This is a genomic window from Streptomyces sp. NPDC005141 (genome assembly GCF_053599975.1).
The window spans coordinates 1-19,795 of record NZ_JBSFYW010000037.1 but is presented as its reverse complement, the minus strand read 5'-3'; the positions used below and the strand labels follow the sequence as shown (position 1 = coordinate 19,795).

The 19,795-nt window shown below is 72.2% G+C and carries 21 protein-coding genes; 14 read left to right on the top strand and 7 right to left on the bottom strand.

Annotated features, from left to right (window positions below):
- Positions 1 to 3: 3 nt before the first annotated feature.
- The gene (locus ACWD68_RS26115) at positions 4 to 1,227 is read left to right on the top strand and encodes a sensor histidine kinase (protein WP_451808943.1); all 1,224 of its coding nucleotides are present in this window, start codon (positions 4 to 6) and stop codon (positions 1,225 to 1,227) included.
- On the top strand, positions 1,224 to 1,838 hold the full coding sequence (locus ACWD68_RS26110; RefSeq protein ID WP_451808887.1) for a response regulator: 615 nt from the start codon (positions 1,224 to 1,226) through the stop codon (positions 1,836 to 1,838). The genes ACWD68_RS26115 and ACWD68_RS26110 overlap by 4 nt, the downstream gene beginning before the upstream one ends.
- A 63-nt stretch (positions 1,839 to 1,901) precedes the next feature.
- Here ACWD68_RS26110 and ACWD68_RS26105 read toward each other — a convergent pair whose 3' ends face one another.
- Complete coding sequence (locus tag ACWD68_RS26105) at positions 1,902 to 2,753, bottom strand: transglutaminase family protein (RefSeq protein WP_451808886.1); 852 nt, start codon at positions 2,751 to 2,753, stop codon at positions 1,902 to 1,904.
- A gap of 17 nt (positions 2,754 to 2,770) precedes the next feature.
- Positions 2,771 to 3,802, bottom strand: coding sequence for a GNAT family N-acetyltransferase (locus ACWD68_RS26100; protein ID WP_451808885.1), 1,032 nt, complete (start codon positions 3,800 to 3,802; stop codon positions 2,771 to 2,773).
- A 140-nt stretch (positions 3,803 to 3,942) separates the two neighbouring features.
- Here ACWD68_RS26100 and fdxA point away from each other — a divergent pair, with 140 nt between their 5' ends.
- Positions 3,943 to 4,263 carry a ferredoxin gene (gene fdxA, locus ACWD68_RS26095; RefSeq protein WP_018089397.1) on the top strand — a complete coding sequence of 107 codons (321 nt, stop codon included), beginning with the start codon at positions 3,943 to 3,945 and terminating at the stop codon, positions 4,261 to 4,263.
- A gap of 182 nt (positions 4,264 to 4,445) precedes the next feature.
- Positions 4,446 to 5,555: a bifunctional succinyldiaminopimelate transaminase/glutamate-prephenate aminotransferase gene (locus ACWD68_RS26090; protein ID WP_451808884.1), complete on the top strand. Its 1,110-nt coding sequence runs from the start codon at positions 4,446 to 4,448 to the stop codon at positions 5,553 to 5,555.
- A gap of 105 nt (positions 5,556 to 5,660) precedes the next feature.
- Here ACWD68_RS26090 and ACWD68_RS26085 read toward each other — a convergent pair whose 3' ends face one another.
- Positions 5,661 to 6,104, bottom strand: a complete 444-nt coding sequence (locus tag ACWD68_RS26085) for an ATP-binding protein (protein WP_451808883.1) — start codon at positions 6,102 to 6,104, stop codon at positions 5,661 to 5,663.
- A gap of 356 nt (positions 6,105 to 6,460) precedes the next feature.
- A complete protein-coding gene (locus tag ACWD68_RS26080; protein ID WP_451808882.1) occupies positions 6,461 to 7,444 on the bottom strand; it encodes a heavy metal transporter in 984 nt (327 codons plus the stop codon).
- A 129-nt stretch (positions 7,445 to 7,573) separates the two neighbouring features.
- Here ACWD68_RS26080 and dapE point away from each other — a divergent pair, with 129 nt between their 5' ends.
- Both dapE and ACWD68_RS26070 read left to right on the top strand, forming a co-directional pair.
- On the top strand, positions 7,574 to 8,653 hold the full coding sequence (gene dapE, locus ACWD68_RS26075; protein WP_451808881.1) for a succinyl-diaminopimelate desuccinylase: 1,080 nt from the start codon (positions 7,574 to 7,576) through the stop codon (positions 8,651 to 8,653).
- Between the two features lie 140 nt (positions 8,654 to 8,793).
- Entirely contained in the window at positions 8,794 to 9,552 is a 759-nt protein-coding gene (locus ACWD68_RS26070; RefSeq protein ID WP_451808880.1) for an LOG family protein, read from the top strand.
- Positions 9,553 to 9,717: 165 nt separating this feature from the next.
- On the opposite strand, the gene folP is transcribed toward ACWD68_RS26070, so the two are convergent.
- Positions 9,718 to 10,578, bottom strand: coding sequence for a dihydropteroate synthase (gene folP, locus ACWD68_RS26065; protein WP_451808879.1), 861 nt, complete (start codon positions 10,576 to 10,578; stop codon positions 9,718 to 9,720).
- Positions 10,579 to 10,751: 173 nt separating this feature from the next.
- Between folP and ACWD68_RS26060 the strand changes: the two genes are divergently transcribed.
- On the top strand, positions 10,752 to 11,102 hold the full coding sequence (locus ACWD68_RS26060; RefSeq protein WP_451808878.1) for a DivIVA domain-containing protein: 351 nt from the start codon (positions 10,752 to 10,754) through the stop codon (positions 11,100 to 11,102).
- Positions 11,099 to 11,680 (top strand): DNA-3-methyladenine glycosylase I, encoded by a 582-nt coding sequence (locus ACWD68_RS26055; protein WP_451808877.1) that lies wholly within the window; start codon positions 11,099 to 11,101, stop codon positions 11,678 to 11,680. Before ACWD68_RS26060 ends, ACWD68_RS26055 begins: the two co-directional genes overlap by 4 nt.
- A gap of 194 nt (positions 11,681 to 11,874) precedes the next feature.
- Here ACWD68_RS26055 and chcB read toward each other — a convergent pair whose 3' ends face one another.
- Positions 11,875 to 12,678, bottom strand: coding sequence for a 2-cyclohexenylcarbonyl CoA isomerase (gene chcB, locus ACWD68_RS26050; protein WP_451808876.1), 804 nt, complete (start codon positions 12,676 to 12,678; stop codon positions 11,875 to 11,877).
- 364 nt (positions 12,679 to 13,042) lie between these two features.
- Here chcB and ACWD68_RS26045 point away from each other — a divergent pair, with 364 nt between their 5' ends.
- Positions 13,043 to 13,210, top strand: a complete 168-nt coding sequence (locus tag ACWD68_RS26045; RefSeq protein ID WP_003966491.1) for a DUF3117 domain-containing protein — start codon at positions 13,043 to 13,045, stop codon at positions 13,208 to 13,210.
- 164 nt (positions 13,211 to 13,374) lie between these two features.
- On the opposite strand, the gene ACWD68_RS26040 is transcribed toward ACWD68_RS26045, so the two are convergent.
- Positions 13,375 to 14,073, bottom strand: coding sequence for an O-methyltransferase (locus tag ACWD68_RS26040; protein ID WP_451808942.1), 699 nt, complete (start codon positions 14,071 to 14,073; stop codon positions 13,375 to 13,377).
- A 227-nt stretch (positions 14,074 to 14,300) separates the two neighbouring features.
- Between ACWD68_RS26040 and sigE the strand changes: the two genes are divergently transcribed.
- From sigE to ACWD68_RS26015, 5 genes are all read left to right on the top strand, one after another.
- Positions 14,301 to 14,999, top strand: coding sequence for an RNA polymerase sigma factor SigE (gene sigE, locus ACWD68_RS26035; RefSeq protein ID WP_451808875.1), 699 nt, complete (start codon positions 14,301 to 14,303; stop codon positions 14,997 to 14,999).
- Positions 14,996 to 15,964 (top strand): anti-sigma factor family protein, encoded by a 969-nt coding sequence (locus ACWD68_RS26030; protein WP_451808874.1) that lies wholly within the window; start codon positions 14,996 to 14,998, stop codon positions 15,962 to 15,964. The genes sigE and ACWD68_RS26030 overlap by 4 nt, the downstream gene beginning before the upstream one ends.
- Before the next feature lie 139 nt (positions 15,965 to 16,103).
- On the top strand, positions 16,104 to 18,032 hold the full coding sequence (locus tag ACWD68_RS26025; RefSeq protein WP_451808873.1) for a trypsin-like peptidase domain-containing protein: 1,929 nt from the start codon (positions 16,104 to 16,106) through the stop codon (positions 18,030 to 18,032).
- 220 nt (positions 18,033 to 18,252) lie between these two features.
- The gene (locus tag ACWD68_RS26020; protein WP_451808872.1) at positions 18,253 to 18,690 is read left to right on the top strand and encodes a sec-independent translocase; all 438 of its coding nucleotides are present in this window, start codon (positions 18,253 to 18,255) and stop codon (positions 18,688 to 18,690) included.
- 333 nt (positions 18,691 to 19,023) lie between these two features.
- Positions 19,024 to 19,680 carry a hypothetical protein gene (locus tag ACWD68_RS26015; RefSeq protein WP_451808871.1) on the top strand — a complete coding sequence of 219 codons (657 nt, stop codon included), beginning with the start codon at positions 19,024 to 19,026 and terminating at the stop codon, positions 19,678 to 19,680.
- Positions 19,681 to 19,795 lie beyond the last annotated feature (115 nt).

Here is a 19,795-nt window from a genome sequence, read left to right as displayed (position 1 = left end):
GCCATGACGGAAGACACGCTGCCCGACGAGGCCCGCACGGACCGGCTGGTGCGGATGGGAGAGTCCCCCCGCAACATCCGTGAGGCCCTGCGCAAGTCGGCGTGGATCGTCATCTGGCTGGTGTTCCTCAGCTCGCCGGTGCACGACCTCGCCTCCGGCAACCACACGCCCGCGGCCACCGCGGCCGGCTGGATCGGCCTCGCGGCCTTCGTCGCGATCTATCTGACGCTGGTCTTCCGGAACATGGGCAGGGCCTTCGCGGGCACGCTGGCCGTCTCCTCCCTCGTCCTGGCCCTCGGCGCGCTCGCCGTCGTGCTGTGCCTGACGCTCGGACCGCCCTGGCTCGGCCTGTTCGTGTACGTCTCGGTCGCCTGCGGTACGACGTTCCCGCTGCGGGTGTCGTACTGGACCATCCCGCTGACCGCCGTCGTGATGCTGCTCGTCGGCCTGCACGGCGGCGAGCGGGACGCACGCAACCTGATCCTGCTCGTCGTCCTGATCGGCTTCGCGATGACCGGCGTACGGCAGCTGGTCCGTACGACGGTGGAGCTGCGCAAGGCACGGGCCACCGTCGCCCAGCTCGCCGCGAACGAGGAGCGCCTGCGGCTCGCCAGGGACCTGCACGACCTGCTCGGCCACTCGCTCTCGCTGATCACCCTGAAGAGCGAGCTGGCCGGGCGGATGCTCCCGGACCATCCCGACAAGGCGGCCCAGCAGGTCGCCGACATCGAGCAGGTGAGCCGCCAGGCCCTGGTCGACGTACGGGAGGCCGTCACGGGCTACCGGCGGCCCCGGCTGGCCGGTGAACTCGCGGGCGCTCAGGTCGCCTTGACCGCGGCGGGCGTCATCGCCGACCTGCCGGCCGAACCCGACGTCCAGGGTGTCCCCGAGGAGAGCGAGTCCGCGCTGGCCTGGGCGCTGCGCGAGGCGATCACCAACGTCGTACGGCACAGCGGCGCCCGGCGCTGCGCGGTGGAACTCGCCCGGCGCCAGACACTGGACGGCCCCGTGCTCGAACTGTCGGTGGAGGACGACGGCTCGGGAGGCTCCTCCGGCGCCGCCCCCGGCAACGGACTGACGGGACTGACCGAACGCCTGGAGAAGGCGGGCGGATCGCTGGAGGCGGGCCGCGTCCGGCACGGATTCCGGCTGGTCGCACGGGTGCCGCTCGCAGGCGGCAGAGCCCGTGTGGGCGCGGCGGACGACCCCGTAGGATCCGGTGCATGAGCCGCACGATCAAGGTCCTGCTCGCCGAGGACCAGTCGATGGTCCGCGAGGCGCTGGCCGCCCTGCTGGGACTGGAGCCGGACATCGAGGTGGTCGTCCAAGTGGCCCGCGGCGACGAGGTACTGGCGGCGGCCCGCGCCCATGACGTGGACGTGGCGCTCCTCGACATCGAGATGCCGGGCATGACGGGCATAGAGGCCGCGGCCGAACTCCACAAGGAGTTCCCCTCCCTCAAGCTGATCGTCCTCACGACCTTCGGCCGCCCCGGCTATCTGCGCAGCGCCATGGAGTCCGGCGCCGACGCCTTCCTGGTCAAGGACGCCCCGGCGGCCCAACTCGCCCAGGCGGTACGCAAGGTACTGGCGGGCGAGCGCGTGATCGACCCGACGCTGGCCGCGGCCGCGCTGGCCGGGGGCGCCAACCCGCTCACCGACCGCGAGCGCGAGATCCTCCGTGCCGCCGCCGACGGCTCCACCAACGCCGAACTGGCCACCGCCCTCCACCTCTCCCAGGGCACGGTCCGCAACTACCTCTCCACAGCCATCCAGAAACTGGCGGTCCGCAACCGGGCGGAGGCGGTACGGATCGCGCGGGAGAAGGGGTGGCTGTGAGGGGATCTGCGGGCTCCCGGCGCGGTTCCGGGCCGGGCACGGGCGGAGCCCGGCGGACCCACCTCAGTTGAGCATCGCCCGTGCCGCGTGGGCCTGTCGGCGTACGCGGTCGGCGGCCGGTTCGTCGACCGACGCCACCACGTCCGCGTACGCGTCGAGTTCGGCGGCTCCGGTCAGGAAGTCTCCGCGCTGGACGAGGAGTTGGGCGCGGTCGTAGCGCAGCCGTGCCGGGTGCGAGGGCAGTTGGAGGGACAGTTCCACCGACCACAGGGCCACGTCGGAGCGTTCGGGCCGGGCGGCGGCCCAGGCGCGGATGTTGTTCAGGACGCGCAGGACAACGTCGAGCGGGTCGGCGGGGGAGAGCATCGACGGGTCGAGCGGGGCGCCGGTCGCGCCGGCGACGAGCAGCTCGGCGTCGGAGCCCGTCAGGACGCGCCCGCCGTCGAAGGGATCGGCGAGCACCTGCTCCCCGGGCGGTCCGAAGCCCACCACGAAGTGACCGGGCAGCGCGACCCCGTAGACCGGCGCGCCGGCCCGTCGCGCGACCTCCATCCACACCACCGAGAGCAGGATGGGCAGCCCGCGCCGCCGTCGCAGCACCGCGTGCAGCAGGGAGGACTCCAGCCGCTGGTAGTCACCCGGTGACCCCCGGTATCCGCAGCGCCCGCCGAGCAGTTCGGAGAGGGCGCTCGCCCAGGAGCGGGGGTCGCCCGGACGGAAGGGCAGCCGGCCCGCCAGCCCGTCCAGCTCGATCTGCGCCGCGTCCATCCCCGCCTCGTCCAGCGTCCCGTCCGCCGCGGCGCCCACCAGCAGGCACAGCATCGCCAGATCGGGCCGCTCGGCCCGTGCCTCGTCGGCGAACCGCCGCCGTACCTCGTCGGCTCGCTCCGGGTCCGGTGGCTCAGGGGGACGCATAGCTGGCTCGTGCCCCGTCACGTCGATCGATAGCGGTCGTCGCCGGGTACCTGTTGCGACTGCGCCGAGCGGTAGTGGTGATACGCGTGATGCGCCCCGAATCCCATCCGGCCGTACAGCTCCCGTGCCCCGGCGTTGTCCGCCTCCACCTGGAGCCAGGCCGCCGAGGCGCCCTCGTCCAGGGCGCGGCGGGCCAGCGCGGCCATGACGGCGGTGGCCAGGCCCTTGCGACGGAACGCCGGGTCGACCTCGACAGCGGCGAAACCGGCCCAGCGGCCGTCCACCACGCACCGTCCGATCGCGGCCGGCGCCGCGCCCTCGGCGCCGGGCACCGTCGCGAACCACACCGAGGGGCCGCTGCCCAGCACCTTCAGGGCCACGTCGCTCAGGCCCTTGCGCTGGTAGCGGCCGAGCCACGCCTCGTCGGCCGTGCGGGAGAGCAGGACCCCGGGCGCCTCCCGGTCCCCGATCGGCGCGAGCGCCCCGGTCCACAGTTCGGCCGTCACCTCACGCGTCCAGTCACGCGCCTCCAGCTCCGCGCACAGCAGCTCCTGCGTGTTCTCGGCGCCGGTCGCGGTCTGGACGTATGCGGGCAGGCCGCGGGCCGCGTACCAGTCCCGCACGTGTGCCAGTGCCTGGTCGAGCGGCACGCCGGGGTCGCCCAGCGGCAGCACGGAGTTGGCGCGCCGGGTGAACCCGCCCGCCGCCCGCAGCTCCCACGAGCCGAGCCGCTCGCTCTCCACCGGCCGCCAGGCCCGCGCGGCGACCCGCGCCAGCTCCTCGTACGAGGCCGCGGGCCCGCGCCGCCGAGCCGGGGCGGACGGCACGACCTTGCCCGCGACCAGCGAGGATTCCGCGATCCTGACCCGCTCGCCGGTCCGCCGTGTGATCAGCAGCACACCGTCGTCCCATGATGTGAGAACTCCGACCGTGTCGGTGAACTTCCCTCCCGTGTCTCCGTCGTCGATCATGCGTCGTACGGAGACACGTTTTCCCACGTCAGCAGCGGTGATCCGGACCTCCAGGCGGCCGGAAGCAGAGATTTCCACAGGTCAGTTCACCCCTCCTGTTCGGATCGTGCCCAAGAACGGAGATACTAGGGGCGGGCATCGACGACGCCGCGCTCCCGCGCGCCAGGCGGCGGAGCCTGCAGAGGCCCGCCAGCGCCCATTCGAGGAGGAACGACAGCGTGACCTACGTCATCGCGCAGCCTTGTGTCGACGTCAAGGACAAGGCGTGCATCGAGGAGTGCCCGGTCGACTGCATCTACGAGGGCTCCCGGTCCTTGTACATCCACCCGGACGAATGCGTCGACTGCGGAGCCTGTGAGCCGGTGTGCCCGGTCGAGGCGATCTTCTACGAAGACGACACTCCGGAAGAGTGGAAGGACTACTACAAGGCGAACGTCGAGTTCTTCGACGAGCTCGGCTCGCCCGGCGGTGCCAGCAAGCTCGGTCTGATCGAGCGCGACCACCCCTTCATCGCAGCGCTCCCGCCGCAGAACCAGTAAGCGGTCCGCTGGGGCCGCTCCCGGCGGTGGCTGGGGGAGCGCCGCCTCGGTCCCGTAGGGCCTGATCGCTCCGATCGCCTTACGGGGCCGAGGCGTTTTGCCGTGTCAGCCCGTGCGGCATCCGTGCAGCAGCCCGTGACCGCCTGTACGGGCCGTACGTACGAGAAAGTGAGCCCGATCCCGTGTCCGGAGTCTCCGACCGGCTTCCCACCTTCCCCTGGGACAAGCTGGAGCCCTGCAAGGCGACCGCCGCCGCTCACCCGGGCGGCATCGTCGACCTGTCCGTCGGCACCCCGGTCGACCCGGTGCCCGAGCTGATCCAGAAGGCTCTGGTCGCGGCCGCGGACTCGCCCGGCTATCCCACGGTGTGGGGCACGCCCGAGCTGCGGGACGCGCTCACGGGCTGGGTGGAGCGACGGCTCGGCGCACGGGACATCACCCACCGCCACGTCCTGCCGATCGTCGGCTCCAAGGAACTGGTCGCCTGGCTGCCGACCCAGCTCGGCCTCGGCCCCGGCGACAAGGTCGCGTACCCGCGCCTCGCGTACCCGACGTACGAGGTCGGCGCGCGCCTCGCGCGGGCGGACCACGTGGTCTACGACGACCCGACGGAGCTGGACCCGACGGGCCTGAAGCTGCTGTGGCTGAACTCCCCGTCCAACCCGACCGGCAAGGTCCTGTCCGCCGCGGACCTCACCCGGATCGTCGCCTGGGCCCGCGAGCACGGCATCCTCGTCTTCTCCGACGAGTGCTACATCGAGCTGGGCTGGGAGGCCGACCCGGTCTCGGTACTGCACCCGGACGTGTGCGGCGGCTCCTACGAGGGGATCGTCTCGGTCCACTCGCTCTCCAAGCGCTCGAACCTGGCCGGCTACCGCGCCGCGTTCCTCGCGGGCGACCCCGCCGTCCTCGGTGAGCTCCTCGCGATCCGCAAGCACGGCGGCATGATGACCTCCGCGCCGACCCAGGCCGCCGTGGTCGCCGCCCTCTCGGACGACACGCACGTCCGCGAACAGCGCGACCGTTACGCCGCCCGCCGCGCCGCGCTGCGCGACGCCCTGCTGGACCACGGTTTCCGTATCGAGCACAGCGAGGCGAGCCTCTACCTCTGGGCCACCCGGGACGAGTCCTGCTGGTCCACGGTGGCCCACCTGGCCGACCTGGGCATCCTGGTGGCCCCCGGTGACTTCTACGGCGAGGCGGGAGAGAAGTTCGTCCGCGTGGCCCTCACCGCCTCGGACGAGCGCGTCGCGGCGGCGGTCGAACGCCTCCGGCAGGCGCCGTCGGCTTAGGGCTGCCGAGCGAAACGGGGGTCCGGGAAGCGAGTTCCCCGGACCCCCGTCGCCGCACGCGTCTGCCGACGCCCCGCGTCCGGGGCGTCGGCGCGACGGCAGTGCCTAGCCCAGCGGCAGGCCCTTCAGCGGCAGCTGTTGCGTAGGCAGCCCGCCCTGGGGCACGGTGCCCGTCGGCAGGCCGCCGCCGGTCGCGGTCTTCGCGGTGTCACCGAGGAGGCCACCGGCCTGCCCGGCCGCCTTCCTGGCCGCCTTCCGCGCGGCCGGCGTCGCCTTCTTGGCGACCTTCCCACCGGTCTTGCCGGCGGCCGGCACGGACTTCTTGACCGCGTCGCCGCCGGACTTGCCGGCGATCCCGGTGACGTTCTGCGCCGCTCCGTCGACGGTGTTGCCGACGTTCGCCCCGTCCAGGGCGGTCAGCCCGCCGAGGCTGGGGGCGGCCGGCAGTTCGGCCGCGCAGGCGGAGCCGGCCGCACCGACCACGGGCGCCGCTCCGGCTGCGACGAGCAGCACGACACGGGCGATCCGGCGGGTCAGGGGGAGGGACATGTTGCTCCTTATGGCGGGAGAGAACGGGGAGGTGTCCGACCGTGCCCGGTTTGACCGGCTGGCTGCCGACCGACCGCGTCACCGTCCGCCGAGCGTCTGCGGTGATCGTTCCGGGCTCGGACGCAGTGACTACCGCTCGAAGTCCGCGAAGGTTGCGGTGGCCCGACGCAAAGAGTTGGCAATGCGTCGCATTATCGATTGTGGATAAAAACGGGCAAACGATACCCCGCCGCATACCGTCGAATCCTCGTGGCCCTTTGTTCGCAAGGGATTTCCGGGACGCGGGAGCGAGTACGCCCAAGCCGCGCGTCGCCGGCCCGCCGAAGGCCGGTCCCCCCAACGAGTGAGGGTCCGTACTACTGAGCAGTGACGATGCGGACCTCGGCCGCGGCCTTCTTTCCGGCCGGACCGCCCTTGGCGTCGGCCGTGCGCCACGAGCCCTCCGAGGTCCCGGCGGTCCACTCGCGCCCCGCGTACGACACCCGCTCGATGTGCAGGGCCGAGGAATTGGCCACGGCCCAGTGCGCCAGCTCCCAGCCGCGGCGGAGCACCCCGGCCCCGGCGGTGGAGTCCTCGCGCACGGGCACCGTCACGGTCCGGTCGCCGGCCTTCGGCGAGGCCGGGGCGGCGGCTGTCGGCGACGCCGAGGAACCCTTGGCGTCCACGGTGGCGCCCGCCTCCTGGAGCACATCGCGACCGAAGTCCCGTGCGAGCGCGGCCCGCACCGGGGCCGTGCCGCCCGCCGGGGTCGCGTCCGGGCGCCCCTCGCAGGTCAGCGTGGCCGCCGCGCGGCCGGTCAGGGCGGCGGCGAGCAGTGTGGCGTCCGGCTCGTGCTTCGCGTACGCCTGCGGGTAGCCGCTGCGCTGCACGCGCTGCGCGGCGACGGTGAGCGGCAGCCGTGAATAGCCGGGCACCTTGGCCAGGTGCTCGTAGAAGATGCCCGCCGCGTACGTCGGGTCCATGATCTGCTTCCTCGTGCCCCAGCCCTGAGAGGGCCGCTGCTGGAACAGGCCGAGGGAGTCCCGGTCGCCGTGCTGGATGTTGCGCAGCCCCGATTCCTGGAGAGCCGTCGCGAGAGCGATGGCCACCCCGCGCTCTGGCATCCGGCGGGAGGTGCCGACCGCCGAGATCGTCGCCGCGTTCACCGCCTGCTCGGGAGTGAACTCGTACGACGCGCCGTCGCCCTTGCCGGAGACGACCTTGCACCGGGGCGCGCCGGTGCCGCCCGTGAGGTACTGCACGCCGAGGTAGCCCGCGAGGGCGAGCAGGACCACGACGGCCCCGCCGAAGCGGAGGAGGCGACCGCGGCGCCGGACAGGAGTGGGGGACGGCTCTGACACGCGTACAAGGTACTGGAGACCGCTGTGGGCGGTCCCTGGGGCTGTGGACAACGGGAGTGCCGCCCGGGGGATACGACCGCATCCGGCTGTTTTCGGGACCCCTCGGCCGGGCGCGCTAGGGTCGTCGGCATGGCCGACACCCCGCTTGACCTCACCCTGGACGCAGCCGAGCTCACCGCGCAGCTCGTCGACTTCCCCTCGGAGAGCGGCAACGAGAAGCCGCTCGCGGACGCCGTGGAGGCCGCCCTGCGCGCCCTGCCGCATCTGACGGTCGACCGGTACGGCAACAACGTCGTGGCGCGCACGAACCTGGGCCGTGCCGAGCGTGTCGTCCTCGCCGGCCACATCGACACGGTGCCCATCGCGGACAACGTGCCCTCGCGCCTCGACGAGGACGGCGTGCTGTGGGGCTGCGGCACCTGCGACATGAAGTCGGGCGTCGCGGTCCAGCTCCGCATCGCGGCCACCGTCCCCGAACCCAACCGGGACCTCACCTTCGTCTTCTACGACAACGAAGAGGTCGCGGCCCACCTGAACGGGCTGAAGCATGTGTCCGAAGCCCACCCCGACTGGCTGCAGGGCGACTTCGCCGTCCTCCTGGAGCCCTCGGACGGGCAGGTCGAGGGCGGCTGCCAGGGCACGCTGCGGGTGCTGCTGAAGACCAGGGGCGAACGGGCCCACTCCGCCCGCAGCTGGATGGGCTCGAACGCGATCCACGCGGCCTCCCCGATCCTGGCCGCGCTGGCCGCGTACGAGCCGCGCTACCCGGTGATCGACGGCCTGGAGTACCGCGAGGGCCTGAACGCGGTGGGCATCTCGGGCGGTGTCGCGGGCAATGTCATCCCCGACGAGTGCGTCGTCACGGTCAATTTCCGCTACGCGCCCGACCGCACCGAGGAGGAGGCGATCGAGCACGTCCGCGAGGTCTTCGCCGACTGCGGCGTGGACGAGTTCGTCGTCGACGACCACAGCGGTGCCGCTCTTCCCGGCCTCTCCCACCCGGCCGCCGCCGCCTTCATCGAGGCGGTCGGGGGTACCCCGCAGCCCAAGTACGGCTGGACGGACGTCTCCCGTTTCAGCCGGCTCGGCGTTCCGGCGGTCAACTACGGCCCCGGGAATCCCCACTTGGCGCACAAGCGGGACGAAAGGGTGGAAACGTCCAAGATCCTCGCGGGTGAGGAGCGGCTGCGCGACTGGCTCACCGCCTGAGGCGTCCCGTTGGCGGTTCATGGCGGACATGCCCACGTCCCCCCGCCGTAACCAGCGGAGATCTACCCTGGGGCGGAACGACCTTCCCCCGCTCCGGCCTCGGCCGGGGCGGGGGAGATCCGTACGCGGAGGGAGTGGACATGGCTACTGGCAACCCGGAGGGCAAGAAGCGGCCACCGGAGGAGCAGCGGCTGGGCCCGGTGCTGCGCAGGCGGGATCAGGTGCAGGCGAGCACGACGGATCAGCGGCTGCTGGACGAGCGGGCCCCGTCGGACTGGGTGCACACCGACCCCTGGCGCGTTCTGCGCATCCAGTCGGAGTTCATCGAGGGCTTCGGCACCCTGGCCGAACTGCCGCCTGCCATCAGCGTGTTCGGCTCGGCCAGGACCAAGCCGGGCTCGCCGGAGTACGAGACGGGCGTAGAACTCGGCCGCACGCTCGTGGAGGCCGGCTGGGCCGTCATCACCGGCGGTGGGCCGGGCGCCATGGAGGCCGCGAACAAGGGTGCCTGCGAGGCGAAGGGCATCTCCGTCGGTCTCGGCATCGAGCTCCCCTTCGAGCAGGGGCTGAACCAGTACGTCGACATCGGCCTGAACTTCCGGTACTTCTTTGTCCGGAAAATGATGTTTGTGAAGTATGCGCAGGGCTTCGTGGTCCTGCCCGGCGGCCTCGGCACCCTCGACGAACTCTTCGAGGCGCTCACCCTGGTCCAGACCCAGAAGGTCACCCGCTTCCCCATCGTGCTGTTCGGCACGGAGTACTGGGGCGGCCTCGTCGACTGGCTCAAGAACACCCTCATCGCCCAGGGCAAGGCGTCCGAGAAGGACCTGATGCTGTTCCACCTGACCGACGAGGTGGACGAAGCGGTGGCACTGGTGTCGAAGGAGGCCGGCCGCTAGGACCGGTCCGGCCTCTCCTCGGCAGGGGAGTGGCCGCAGGGCCGAGCAGGGACTGACGGGCGGCGGAGGGGCCGAGAGGTCGGCCCCTCCGCCGCGTGTCCACGTGCCAGGCGTTCCTCGCGCCGGCCCGCGCACCGCCCCCGTGCCGTCGCGCGGTCCCGTCCGCTACGCCAGCCCCCGCCGGGCCACCGCCGGCGGCCTGTGGCCGGCGATCGACGTCACCATGTCCAGCACCTGTCGCGTCTCCGCGACCTCGTGGACGCGATACACCTGCGCCCCCAGCCACGCCGAGACGGCGGTCGTCGCCAGGGTCCCGACGACCCGCTCCTTGACCGGCCTGTCGAGCGTCTCGCCCACGAAGTCCTTGTTCGAGAGGGAGACGAGAACCGGCCACCCCGTGGAGACCATCTCGCCCAGCCGCCGCGTCGCCTCCAGGCTGTGCCGGGTGTTCTTCCCGAAGTCGTGCCCGGGATCGATCAGCACCGACTCGCGGGGCACCCCGAGGGCCACCGCGCGCTCCGCCAGGTCGAGCGTCACCCGCAGGATGTCGGCCATCACGTCGTCGTACGCGACCCGGTGCGGGCGCGTCCGCGGCTCCGACTCCCCGGCGTGCGTGCACACCAGCCCCACCCGGTAGCGGGCGGCCACCTCCGCCAGTCGCGGATCGACCCCGCCCCAGGCGTCGTTGAGCAGATCGGCACCGGCCTCGCAGACCGCCTCGCCGACCTCGTGCCGCCAGGTGTCGACACTGATGATCACGTCGGGGAAGCGGCGGCGTACCTCGGCGACGAAGCCGACCGTCCGGCGCGCCTCCTCCTCGGCCGTCACCTCTTCGCCCGGCCCGGCCTTGACCCCGCCGATGTCGATGATGGCGGCGCCCTCGGACACCGCCTGCTCCACGCGCGCGAGGGCGGGCTCGTCGCGGAAGGTGGCTCCTTGGTCGTAGAAGGAGTCCGGGGTCCGGTTGACGATCGCCATGATCACCGGTTCGTGCGCGTCGAATTCACGCCTGCCCAGCCTGAGCATCCCCTATGACCTCTCCCAGTAAGTGCCGCTGATGAGCCGCCTGCGACCTTAACTGTCAGACTCGCATGGCACGATCGGAGCCTGACACTTGCAGCGTCAGACCGCTTTCGTCAGCATCAGTACTTTCGCGCCGACGCGACCCGCGCCGGCACCAGAGCGTGGGGACCTCAGCGATGTTCATGTTCTTGTTCCTGGTCGTCGCGCTCGCCGTCGTGGTCGCCGCGGTCACCCTGTCCGTGGTGGGCGGCGGTGAGAGCAGCCCCCTTCCCGACGCCGAGCCCGAACTTCTGCGGGATCCGCTGCCGTACGACCGCCCGGTGCACCGCGGTGACGTGGACGCGCTGCGCTTCCCCGTCGCCGTGCGCGGCTACCGCATGGCGGACGTCGACGACGCCCTCGGCCGGCTGGGCGCCGAGATCGGCGAGCGGGACGCCCGGATCGCCGACCTGGAGGCCGCGCTCGCCGGCGCCCGCGCGGCGAGCCACACCACCTCGCTGCGCAAGCACCCGGAGGAGGGGCGGTGAGCGACGCGCTGGCCGGACCTGACGGCGCCCTGCGCTGCCCCTGGGCGCTGTCCACCGAGGACTACGTGGCCTACCACGACGAGGAGTGGGGCCGGGCGGTCCACGGCGACGACGCACTCTATGAGCGGCTGTGCCTGGAGGCCTTCCAGTCGGGGCTGTCCTGGATCACCATCCTGCGCCGCCGGTCCGGCTTCCGCGCGGCCTTCGCGGACTTCGAGATCTCCAAGGTCGCCACGTTCACGGAGGCCGACGAGGAACGCCTGCTCGCCGACCCGGGGATCATCCGCAACGGCGCCAAGATCCGGGCGACCGTCGCCAACGCGCGCGTGCTGGCCGACTGGTCCCCGGGCGAGCTGGACGAGCTGATCTGGTCCTTCGCCCCCGACCCCGCCGCCCGCCCGGCCCCGACGAAGCTCTCCGACGTACCGGCCGTCACGGACGAGTCGACCGCCCTCTCCAAAGCCCTCAAGAAGCGCGGCATCCGCTTCGTGGGCCCGACGACGGCGTACGCCCTCATGCAGGCGTGCGGCCTGGTCAACGACCATCTGGCGGACTGCACGGTGCGCGACGCCCCGTGATCGGTGGGCGCCTCCCGGAAACGCGGGGAGCGGCGCCGAGGGCCACGGGGACATCACACCGGGGATACCGGGCACGGGGGCGCGCGGGAGCCGCTCCCCGGCCGGAGGGGCGCAGCGGCGACGCCGCGGGCCCCAGGGACACACGGAGCCGCGCCACCGGCCGCGGACGGCCCGCGGCGCCCGCTCCCGGACCGTCACCGCCCCAGGTACTTCGGCTTCTCCTTGTTCACGAACGCCTGGACCGCGATGGTGTGGTCCTCGGAGGCGCCGGCCCGCGCCTGGAGCTCGTCCTCCTTCTCCAGGGTCTCGTCCAGCGAGTGGGTGAGCCCGAAAGCGAGGGACTCCTTCAGCGCGGCGTACGCCAGCGTCGGACCCGAGGCCAGCGCCCGCGCCACCTTCTCGGCCTCGGCGTGCAGTTCGGCGGGCGGAACCAGCCGGTTGGCGATACCCAGCTCGTACGCCTGCTGCGCGCTGATGCTGCGCGGGAAGAGCAGCAGGTCGGCGGCGCGGCTCGGGCCGACGACCCGGGGCAGCGTCCAGGAGATCCCCGAGTCGGCGGTCAGCGCGACGCCGGCGAAGGACGTGTTGAAGGCGGCGGTGTCGGCGACCACGCGATAGTCCGCGGCGAGCGCGAAACCGAAGCCGGCCCCGGCCGCGACGCCGTTGACCCCGGCCACCACGGGCTTCGCGGCGCCGGTCAGCGCCCGCACGATGGGGTTGTAGTGCTCGCGCACGGTGCTCATGGTCAGGCCCGACCCCGACTGCTTGTCGGCCGCCAGCAGCCCGATGTGCTCCTTGAGGTCCTGCCCGACGCAGAACGCCCGGTCCCCGGCGGCGGTCAGCAGGATCGCCCGTACGGCGTCGTCCGACGCGGCCGCCTGCGCCGCGTCCCGGAAGGCGACCTTGGTCTCGGTGTTCATCGCGTTCATCGCCTCGGGGCGGTTCAGCGTGATGGTCGCGAGTCCGTCGCTCACCTCGTAGAGCACGGTGTCGGCCATGGTGGGTCCCCTCCGGTGTCGCGGCTCCGTCGTACCGGGCGGTACGTCCTGTGTCAGATGACAGCATGGCGGAGATCACCGGCGGTGGCGCGGGGCCGACATGTGACCTGCGTCAAAGAATTCCGGGCCGTGGAAGTCCATGCGGCGGCGCAGTATCGCAGCCACATCGCCGAATTGAGTGGTTTTGCTCAAGCGCGTTGCGCAAGCGATGCCGACTGATGTTGGTCATCGGGTCCTGAGATGCGGGATAATGGCCTGGAAGCAATGTGTTCGATGCCGGTGACGTGTGTCCTATGAGAGGACGCGCGTGCCCTCCGAGGGGGCCGTCGGCGACGATGAGCTGGTTTCAGGAAGGGGAACGAGCATGGCGGCCATGAAGCCGCGGACGGGCGATGGCCCGCTCGAGGTGACAAAGGAGGGGCGGGGCATCGTCATGCGCGTTCCGCTCGAAGGCGGCGGTCGGCTCGTCGTCGAGCTGACCCCTGACGAGGCTGACGCGCTCGGCGACGCCCTCAAGAAGGTCGTCGGCTGACGCGGAACGCGACCATACCTCTTCGGCTTCCCCGGTACCGCACAGGTGCCGGGGAAGCCGTTTTTTCGGGGTACGGGAGGGCCGCGCCGCTTGTTCGGCACCGGCCGACAGGGGTGTACGGCCTGGTCAGAGGCGTGCGACGGAAATCGGGCCGGGTGGCCGGGTCAGCGCTTGACCGCGCACAGCAGGCCGTCGCCCACCGGCAGGAGCGAGGGCACCAGCTCCTGGCTCTCGCGCACCGCGCGCAGCAGTTCGCGCAGCCGGCCCACTTCCGCGGGCTGCGGTCCCGAGTCCACGGTGCGGCCGTCCGCGAAGACTCCCTCGAAGACGACGAGCCCGCCCGTACGCAACAGGCGCAACGATTCAGCGAGGTAGTCGAGGCACTCCAGTCGGTCGCCGTCGCAGAAGACGAGGTCGTAGCCGGCGTCGGCGAGACGGGGCAGGACGTCGAGTGCGCGGCCCGGGATGAAGCGGGCGCGATTGCTGGCGAAACCGGCGGCGCGGAAGGCCTGGCGCGCGAACTGCTGGCGCTCCGGCTCCGGATCCACCGTGGTCAGTACCCCGTCCGGCCGCATGCCGTGCAGAAGATGAATTCCTGAGACGCCGGTCCCGGTCCCGATCTCCGCGACCGCTTTCGCGTCCACGGTGGCGGCGAGCAGGCACAGCGCGGCGCCCGTGCCGGGCGACACCGAGCGCAGGCCTGCCTCGCGGGCCCGGTCCCGGGCCCAGCGCACCGCCTCGTCCTCGGCGACAAAGGCGTCGGCGAACGCCCAGCTCGTCTGCCGGTTGCCGGTAATGACCCTCTCCTGTCCCCGTGGTTGCCTGGTCGTGACTGTATCCGTTGGTGCTGGGAACCCGCGGATGGGACCGGGCGTTTAGAGGGGTGGGGGAACCGAGCGGGGGGAAGTCGATGGACCAGTACACGGAGCGGGGCCGCGGGCAGGTGTTGACGCACCCATATGAGCCTGTATCAAATTCGCGTAAAACCGCTTATCCGGAGCTAACGGGCGAGGTGGCTATGGTAGGGGCTCCACTGGACACCACCAGAGCCGACAGGGGAGGTGCGGCTGCGCCTGTGGATCGGGGAGGGGTGCTGAGGCGCCTACTCAGATCAGCGGGTGAGCCGAAATCCGTGACCGACAACGCTGACCAGCTCCACGCTGCTGCCCCGGCGCAGACCGCGACGTTCACCACCGACGCGGAGTCGCAGGCGTGGACTCCGCCCACCTGGGAGGAGATCGTCAGCACGCACAGCGGCCGGGTGTACCGCCTCGCCTATCGCCTCACGGGCAACCAGCACGACGCCGAGGACCTCACCCAGGAAGTCTTCGTCCGTGTCTTCCGCTCGCTGTCGACGTACACGCCCGGAACCTTCGAGGGCTGGCTGCACCGCATCACCACGAACCTCTTCCTCGACATGGTGCGGCGCAAGCAGCGCATCCGCTTCGACGCCCTCGGCGACGACGCGGCCGAGCGCCTGCCCAGCCGGGAGCCCTCCCCGCAGCAGGTCTTCAACGACGCGCACTTCGACGCCGACGTCCAGCAGGCGCTGGACACCCTCGCGCCCGAGTTCCGCGCCGCCGTCGTCCTCTGCGACATCGAGGGACTGTCCTACGAGGAGATCGCCGCGACCCTGGGCGTCAAGCTCGGCACGGTCCGCTCCCGGATCCACCGCGGCCGCTCCCAGCTGCGCAAAGCCCTGGCTCACCGGTCTCCCGAGGCCCGCGCCGAGCGACGCTCGTTCGCGGCCCGTGTGCCCGTGCTGGGGGGAGGGGGCGCGACCGCGTGAGTGGATCCCGTCCGACCCCCGCCGAGCAGCACCTCGGAGACCGGCTGTCCGCCCTGGTGGACGGAGAGCTCGGTCATGAGTCGCGCGACCGCGTCCTGGCCCACCTCGCCACCTGCGCGAAGTGCAAGGCCGAGGCCGACGCGCAGCGCCGACTGAAGAACGTCTTCGCGGAAGTGGCCCCGCCGCCCCCTTCCGAAAGTTTTCTGGCCCGTCTCCAGGGGCTTCCCGGAGGAGGTGACTCCGACAGCTCGCGGCTGGGCGGGGGAAGCTTCGGCGGCGGACTTCCCGGCGGTTCCGCGCGCACCGGCATGCCCGGCGTCTTCGGAATGCGGGGCGAACCCTTCGGGTACGTGCCGGCCGGACCGCACGCCGACGTACTGCCCCCCTCACCGGGGCGCGGCTTCCGTATCCATGACGTCAGCCGTCACGAGGCCGAGCGGTCGGCCTCGCGCGGACTGCGGTTCGCCTTCGCCGCGGCGGGCGCGGTGTCGCTGGCCGCCGTCGCGCTCGGCGGGGTGTCCACCGGGATGCCGGGGGACACCGCGGACGCGCGCGGAGGATCCGGCACCGGAAGCAATGTGACGCCGTCACGCTCCCAGGGCGCGGGGGCCGCCACGGCTCCCGAGTCGCAGCGCCGGCGGTCCGTCGGACCGCTGCTCGCCCAGGGCGAGCGGGCGCTCGGCCTTGGCCCGGTGGCGCCGACCGAGGTGTCCGCCCCGCTGCTGCCCGGAGTCCCCGCTCCGGCGGGCCGCGGCCAGGACGCCATGCACGCGCTGACGACACCGGTGGTCGCCGGTGCCGCCGCGATGTCCCCGCTAATACGTCCGCTCACCGACGCCCGGCCGCTCGAACTCACCTCGTGGTCCGCCGACCCGGACGTCACGACTCCGGGACTGCTCGCCGCCCCCGCCGCCGCACCGTCCCCCACTTCCTCCTCGTCCCCCACCTCTCGTACCGCCCGCTGACCCCGCCCTCTGCGCCGCGGCCCGTGAACCTGGTTGAATCCGGGGTGGGCCGCGCCCGCGGGAGGGATCACGGGCGCGGAGTCGGCAAGTCTGCGGTGACCGTCGGCGAGTTGTGCCGCGGGCCAGGTGTGGGGAGAGCATGAACGAGGGCAAGCCCACGAAGGCGAAGTGGTGGAGCCGGCCCCGGCCGCAGGGCACGGGAGCCGATTCCGGACCCGGGGGCGGAGTTCCCGTGCTCGGGGAGGGTGACGGCGACTTCGAGTTGGACCGCCCCGCGGGGATTCCCGGTCCGGCCGAGGGAGCGGCCTCCACCGTCTCCGAGCCGGCTGTCCCCGTCGGCCTCCACAAGGATGACGGCGCCGGTGCGGGTGACGCCGAGGACGACGGCGCCGATGACGCCGGTGACGGCGACTTCGAGCTGGAGCGGCCCGCTCCGCGCCGCCCCGGGCCCCTGCACGCCCCCGACCCCTACAGCACCCCGCCCTACGGCCGTCCAGGCCCTTGGGCGCCCGCCCCGCCGGTCCAGCACCCGACGGCCGCGCACACGCGGGACACGCAGGCTCAGAGCTCGCACGCGCCGGGTTCCCGGTCGGAGGCGGCCACCCCCGCCCACGGAACACACCTCGCAGGGGGGATCCCGGCCCAGAGCGCGCCCTTCGACGCCGTGCCCCTGGACGCGCCGCCCCCGGCACCCGCCGGACAAGGCCTCGCGCACGTACCGGAGTCCCCCGCGCACGGCCTGCCCCACGCACCGGACCCCTCCGGTCCCCCGAACCCGATATCCGGGCCTCCCGCGCCACAGGCCCCCGCCGGCCCAATCGGATCGGCCGGCCCCACCGGCCTTGCCGAGCCCGCCGCGTCCGCCGCCCCCGACCCCTGGCAGAACTACGACCCCTGGGCCGCGCCCGGACCCCTCCAGCAGAACGGCGTCGGCGTACCCACCGTGGCGCAGCGGCGCAAGCGGACCAGGAAGACCCTGCTGCTCGGGGCCGTCGCGCTCGCGCTGGTGTCCGGGGGAGTGGGCGGCGCCGCGGGGGCGTATCTGGAGCGCAACGGAGGGCTGACGGACGTCGAGCTGCCGCAGGCCGCCAAGGAGGCCCCGGGGCGCGCCCCGGACAGCGTGGCCGGGATCGCGGCGCACGCGCTGCCCAGCGTCGTCACCCTGCATGTGCGCGGAAGCAAGGAGGAGGGCACCGGCACCGGATTCGTGCTCGACGGCCAGGGACACATCCTCACCAACAACCACGTGATCGAACCGGCCGGCGGCAGCGGCGAGATATCCGTGACGTTCAGCGGCGGTGAGACCGCGAAGGCCGAGGTCGTCGGGCACGACAGCGGCTACGACCTCGCCGTGGTCAAGGTCTCGGGCGTCCGCGGTCTCGCTCCGATGCCGCTGGGCAACTCGGACAACGTCCAGGTCGGCGACCCCGTCGTCGCCATCGGCGCGCCCTTCGACCTCGCCAACACCGTCACCTCCGGGATCATCAGCGCCAAGGAGAGGCCCATCACGGCGGGCGGCGAGAAGGGCGACGGCACCGACGTCTCGTACGTGGACGCCCTGCAGACGGACGCGCCGATCAACCCCGGGAACTCGGGCGGGCCCCTGCTCGACTCGCGGGCCCGGGTCATCGGCATCAACAGCGCCATCCGCTCCGCCGACAGCGGCTCCGGCCTGGGGAGCGGCCAGGCCGGTTCCATCGGGCTCGGCTTCGCCATCCCCGTCAACCAGGCCAAGCGCGTCGCCGAAGAGCTGATCAACACCGGCAGGGCCACCCACCCCGTGATCGGTGTCATGCTCGACATGGAATACGGCGGCGACGGCGCGCGTGTCACCGCCAAGGCCGCCGGTGGCGGTCCGTCCGTCGCCGCGGGCGGTCCCGGTGCGAAGGCGGGCATCAAGCCGGGCGACGTCATCACCGAGGTCGACGGCCGACGGGTCCACTCCGGCGAGGAACTCATCGTGAAGACCCGTGCCCACCGGCCCGGCGACCGGCTCCGGCTGACGCTCCGGCGCGGCGGCGCGGAGAAGACGGTCACCCTGGTCCTCGGTTCCGCGAGCGGCGACTGAGAGCCGGTGAGACACGGCCCGGGAGTGACACGAACCTCACAGCCGAGCGCAATGTCGCAGCTCCGGACGGCAAAGTACGCGGAAAACCAGCGGCGCAGATGAAGTCGGAAGCCCCGGGACAGTTCCGGACGGACAGGAACGCCGGGTACCTTTGGACCCGGCCCGGACCACGGAAGACTCCCGAGGGCCGTGGACCGAGGACATCGCAAGGAGCTACCAGGTGTTCAATGACATAGGACCGCTTGAGCTGGTGACGCTCGTCGTCCTCGCCGTGCTCGTCTTCGGTCCCGAGAAGCTCCCGAAGATGATTCAGGACGTCACGCGCACGATTCGCAAGATCCGTGAGTTCTCGGAGAGCGCCAAGGCGGACATCCGCGACGAACTCGGCCCGGGGTTCAAGGACTTCGAATTCGAGGACCTCAACCCCAAGACGTTCATCCGCAAGCAGCTGGACAATGACGAGCTGGGGCTCAAGGAGATCCGTAACGGCTTCGACCTGAAGAAGGAGATGGCCGACGTCACGGACGCGGTGCACGGCCGCGAGTCCGACTCCTCCGGGTCCTCCAACGGTTCGGCCGGTGGTTCCGTCGACATGACGAAGAAGCGCGAGAAGCTCGACGCGGACGAGCGCCCGCCCTACGACGCCGACGCCACCTGAGCCGTACGACGCCCTCTGAGCCGTACGGAGCAGCGCGGCGGGCCGCCGCACGAACCGTGCGCGGCCAGGGATCCACGGCCCTCGCAGGCCGGGCCCGTCTGCCCGCGGCAGGCCTCGCAACGCGGTCCCGCACGGCCTGGGAACGTCTCTGTCCGTGGTGCGCCGACACGCCCCGAGCGGCTCGATTCCGCCGCGCGCACGCCCCGCGCGCCGGGCGCTTTCGCGGCTGTTCGGAGCGGTATGGCTATGCTGCCCAGTTGTTGTGCGGACCGACAAGGACGCCCGAGGGGGGCGGGCCACCCGGTCCGACGAGAGCGAGGAGGCGTCCGGCAGATGGAGACGACAAGTCGGGTAGGCGCGCAGGCGCCGGCCGCGGAGGGCGGACAACAGGCCCCCTCCGCCCGGCGAACGGTCGACGGCTACCTGCTGGCGCCCTTCCCGTGGTACGGCCTCGACGAGGCCTTCACGGGGCCGCGCTGGCTGATGCAGGTGGGTACCTCGGCGGACGGTGCCGTCGAGCAAGGTTCGATCGGGCACGGTGACGAGCCGACGGTGCGCGGCGAGTCCACCGAGGACAAGGAGCGGTTCGCGGTGGTGGTCTCCGTCGCCGCCAGCCCGGTGCGCCGCAGCGCGGACGGCACGGGGCTGCTGGAGGCCACCTCGGTGTCCTCGGCGGCGTGGCTGGCCGGTGTGGGGCTGCTGTCCTTCACCTGGCCCGGCCAGATGGACCACACACGGCGCGACGACTGGCTGGACCAGCAGACCGAGACCGCGTGGGTGCTTGCCGACGACCTGACCGGTCCGGACTGGTCCACCCTGTCCCTCCCGGTGGACGGCGTCCCCACGACCTTCCACTACCGCGAGTCCGAGTTCGGCTGGGTCCTCGCGGGTTCCACCCAGGAAGGCGTCCACGTGGGCGCGTACGGCCGGGGAATGAGCGCGTACGGGCTGGGCTTCGCGATGATCAAGGACATCGCGACGTACGCCTAGGAGCGGCCCGACAGGCGCTTACGAGGAAGGGGGCGCCTCGGCAACCCGGCCTACACCGGGCTGCGGCGCGGCGGAAAGCTCGTCATGGTCGCGATGCCGGCGCACGGCACGATCC

Bases quoted from the DNA above. Each gene is read 5' to 3' on its own strand.
- ACWD68_RS26045 (WP_003966491.1), top strand. From the start codon at position 13,043: ATGGCGGCCATGAAGCCGCGGACGGGCGATGGCCCGCTCGAGGTGACA.
- ACWD68_RS26110 (WP_451808887.1), top strand. From the start codon at position 1,224: ATGAGCCGCACGATCAAGGTCCTGCTCGCCGAGGACCAGTCGATGGTC.
- ACWD68_RS26085 (WP_451808883.1), bottom strand. From the start codon at position 6,104: ATGTCCCTCCCCCTGACCCGCCGGATCGCCCGTGTCGTGCTGCTCGTC.
- ACWD68_RS26015 (WP_451808871.1), top strand. From the start codon at position 19,024: ATGGAGACGACAAGTCGGGTAGGCGCGCAGGCGCCGGCCGCGGAGGGC.
- ACWD68_RS26060 (WP_451808878.1), top strand. From the start codon at position 10,752: ATGTTCATGTTCTTGTTCCTGGTCGTCGCGCTCGCCGTCGTGGTCGCC.
- dapE (WP_451808881.1), top strand. From the start codon at position 7,574: ATGGCCGACACCCCGCTTGACCTCACCCTGGACGCAGCCGAGCTCACC.
- ACWD68_RS26025 (WP_451808873.1), top strand. From the start codon at position 16,104: ATGAACGAGGGCAAGCCCACGAAGGCGAAGTGGTGGAGCCGGCCCCGG.
- chcB (WP_451808876.1), bottom strand. From the start codon at position 12,678: ATGGCCGACACCGTGCTCTACGAGGTGAGCGACGGACTCGCGACCATC.
- ACWD68_RS26070 (WP_451808880.1), top strand. From the start codon at position 8,794: ATGGCTACTGGCAACCCGGAGGGCAAGAAGCGGCCACCGGAGGAGCAG.
- ACWD68_RS26105 (WP_451808886.1), bottom strand. From the start codon at position 2,753: ATGCGTCCCCCTGAGCCACCGGACCCGGAGCGAGCCGACGAGGTACGG.
- folP (WP_451808879.1), bottom strand. From the start codon at position 10,578: ATGCTCAGGCTGGGCAGGCGTGAATTCGACGCGCACGAACCGGTGATC.
- ACWD68_RS26115 (WP_451808943.1), top strand. From the start codon at position 4: ATGACGGAAGACACGCTGCCCGACGAGGCCCGCACGGACCGGCTGGTG.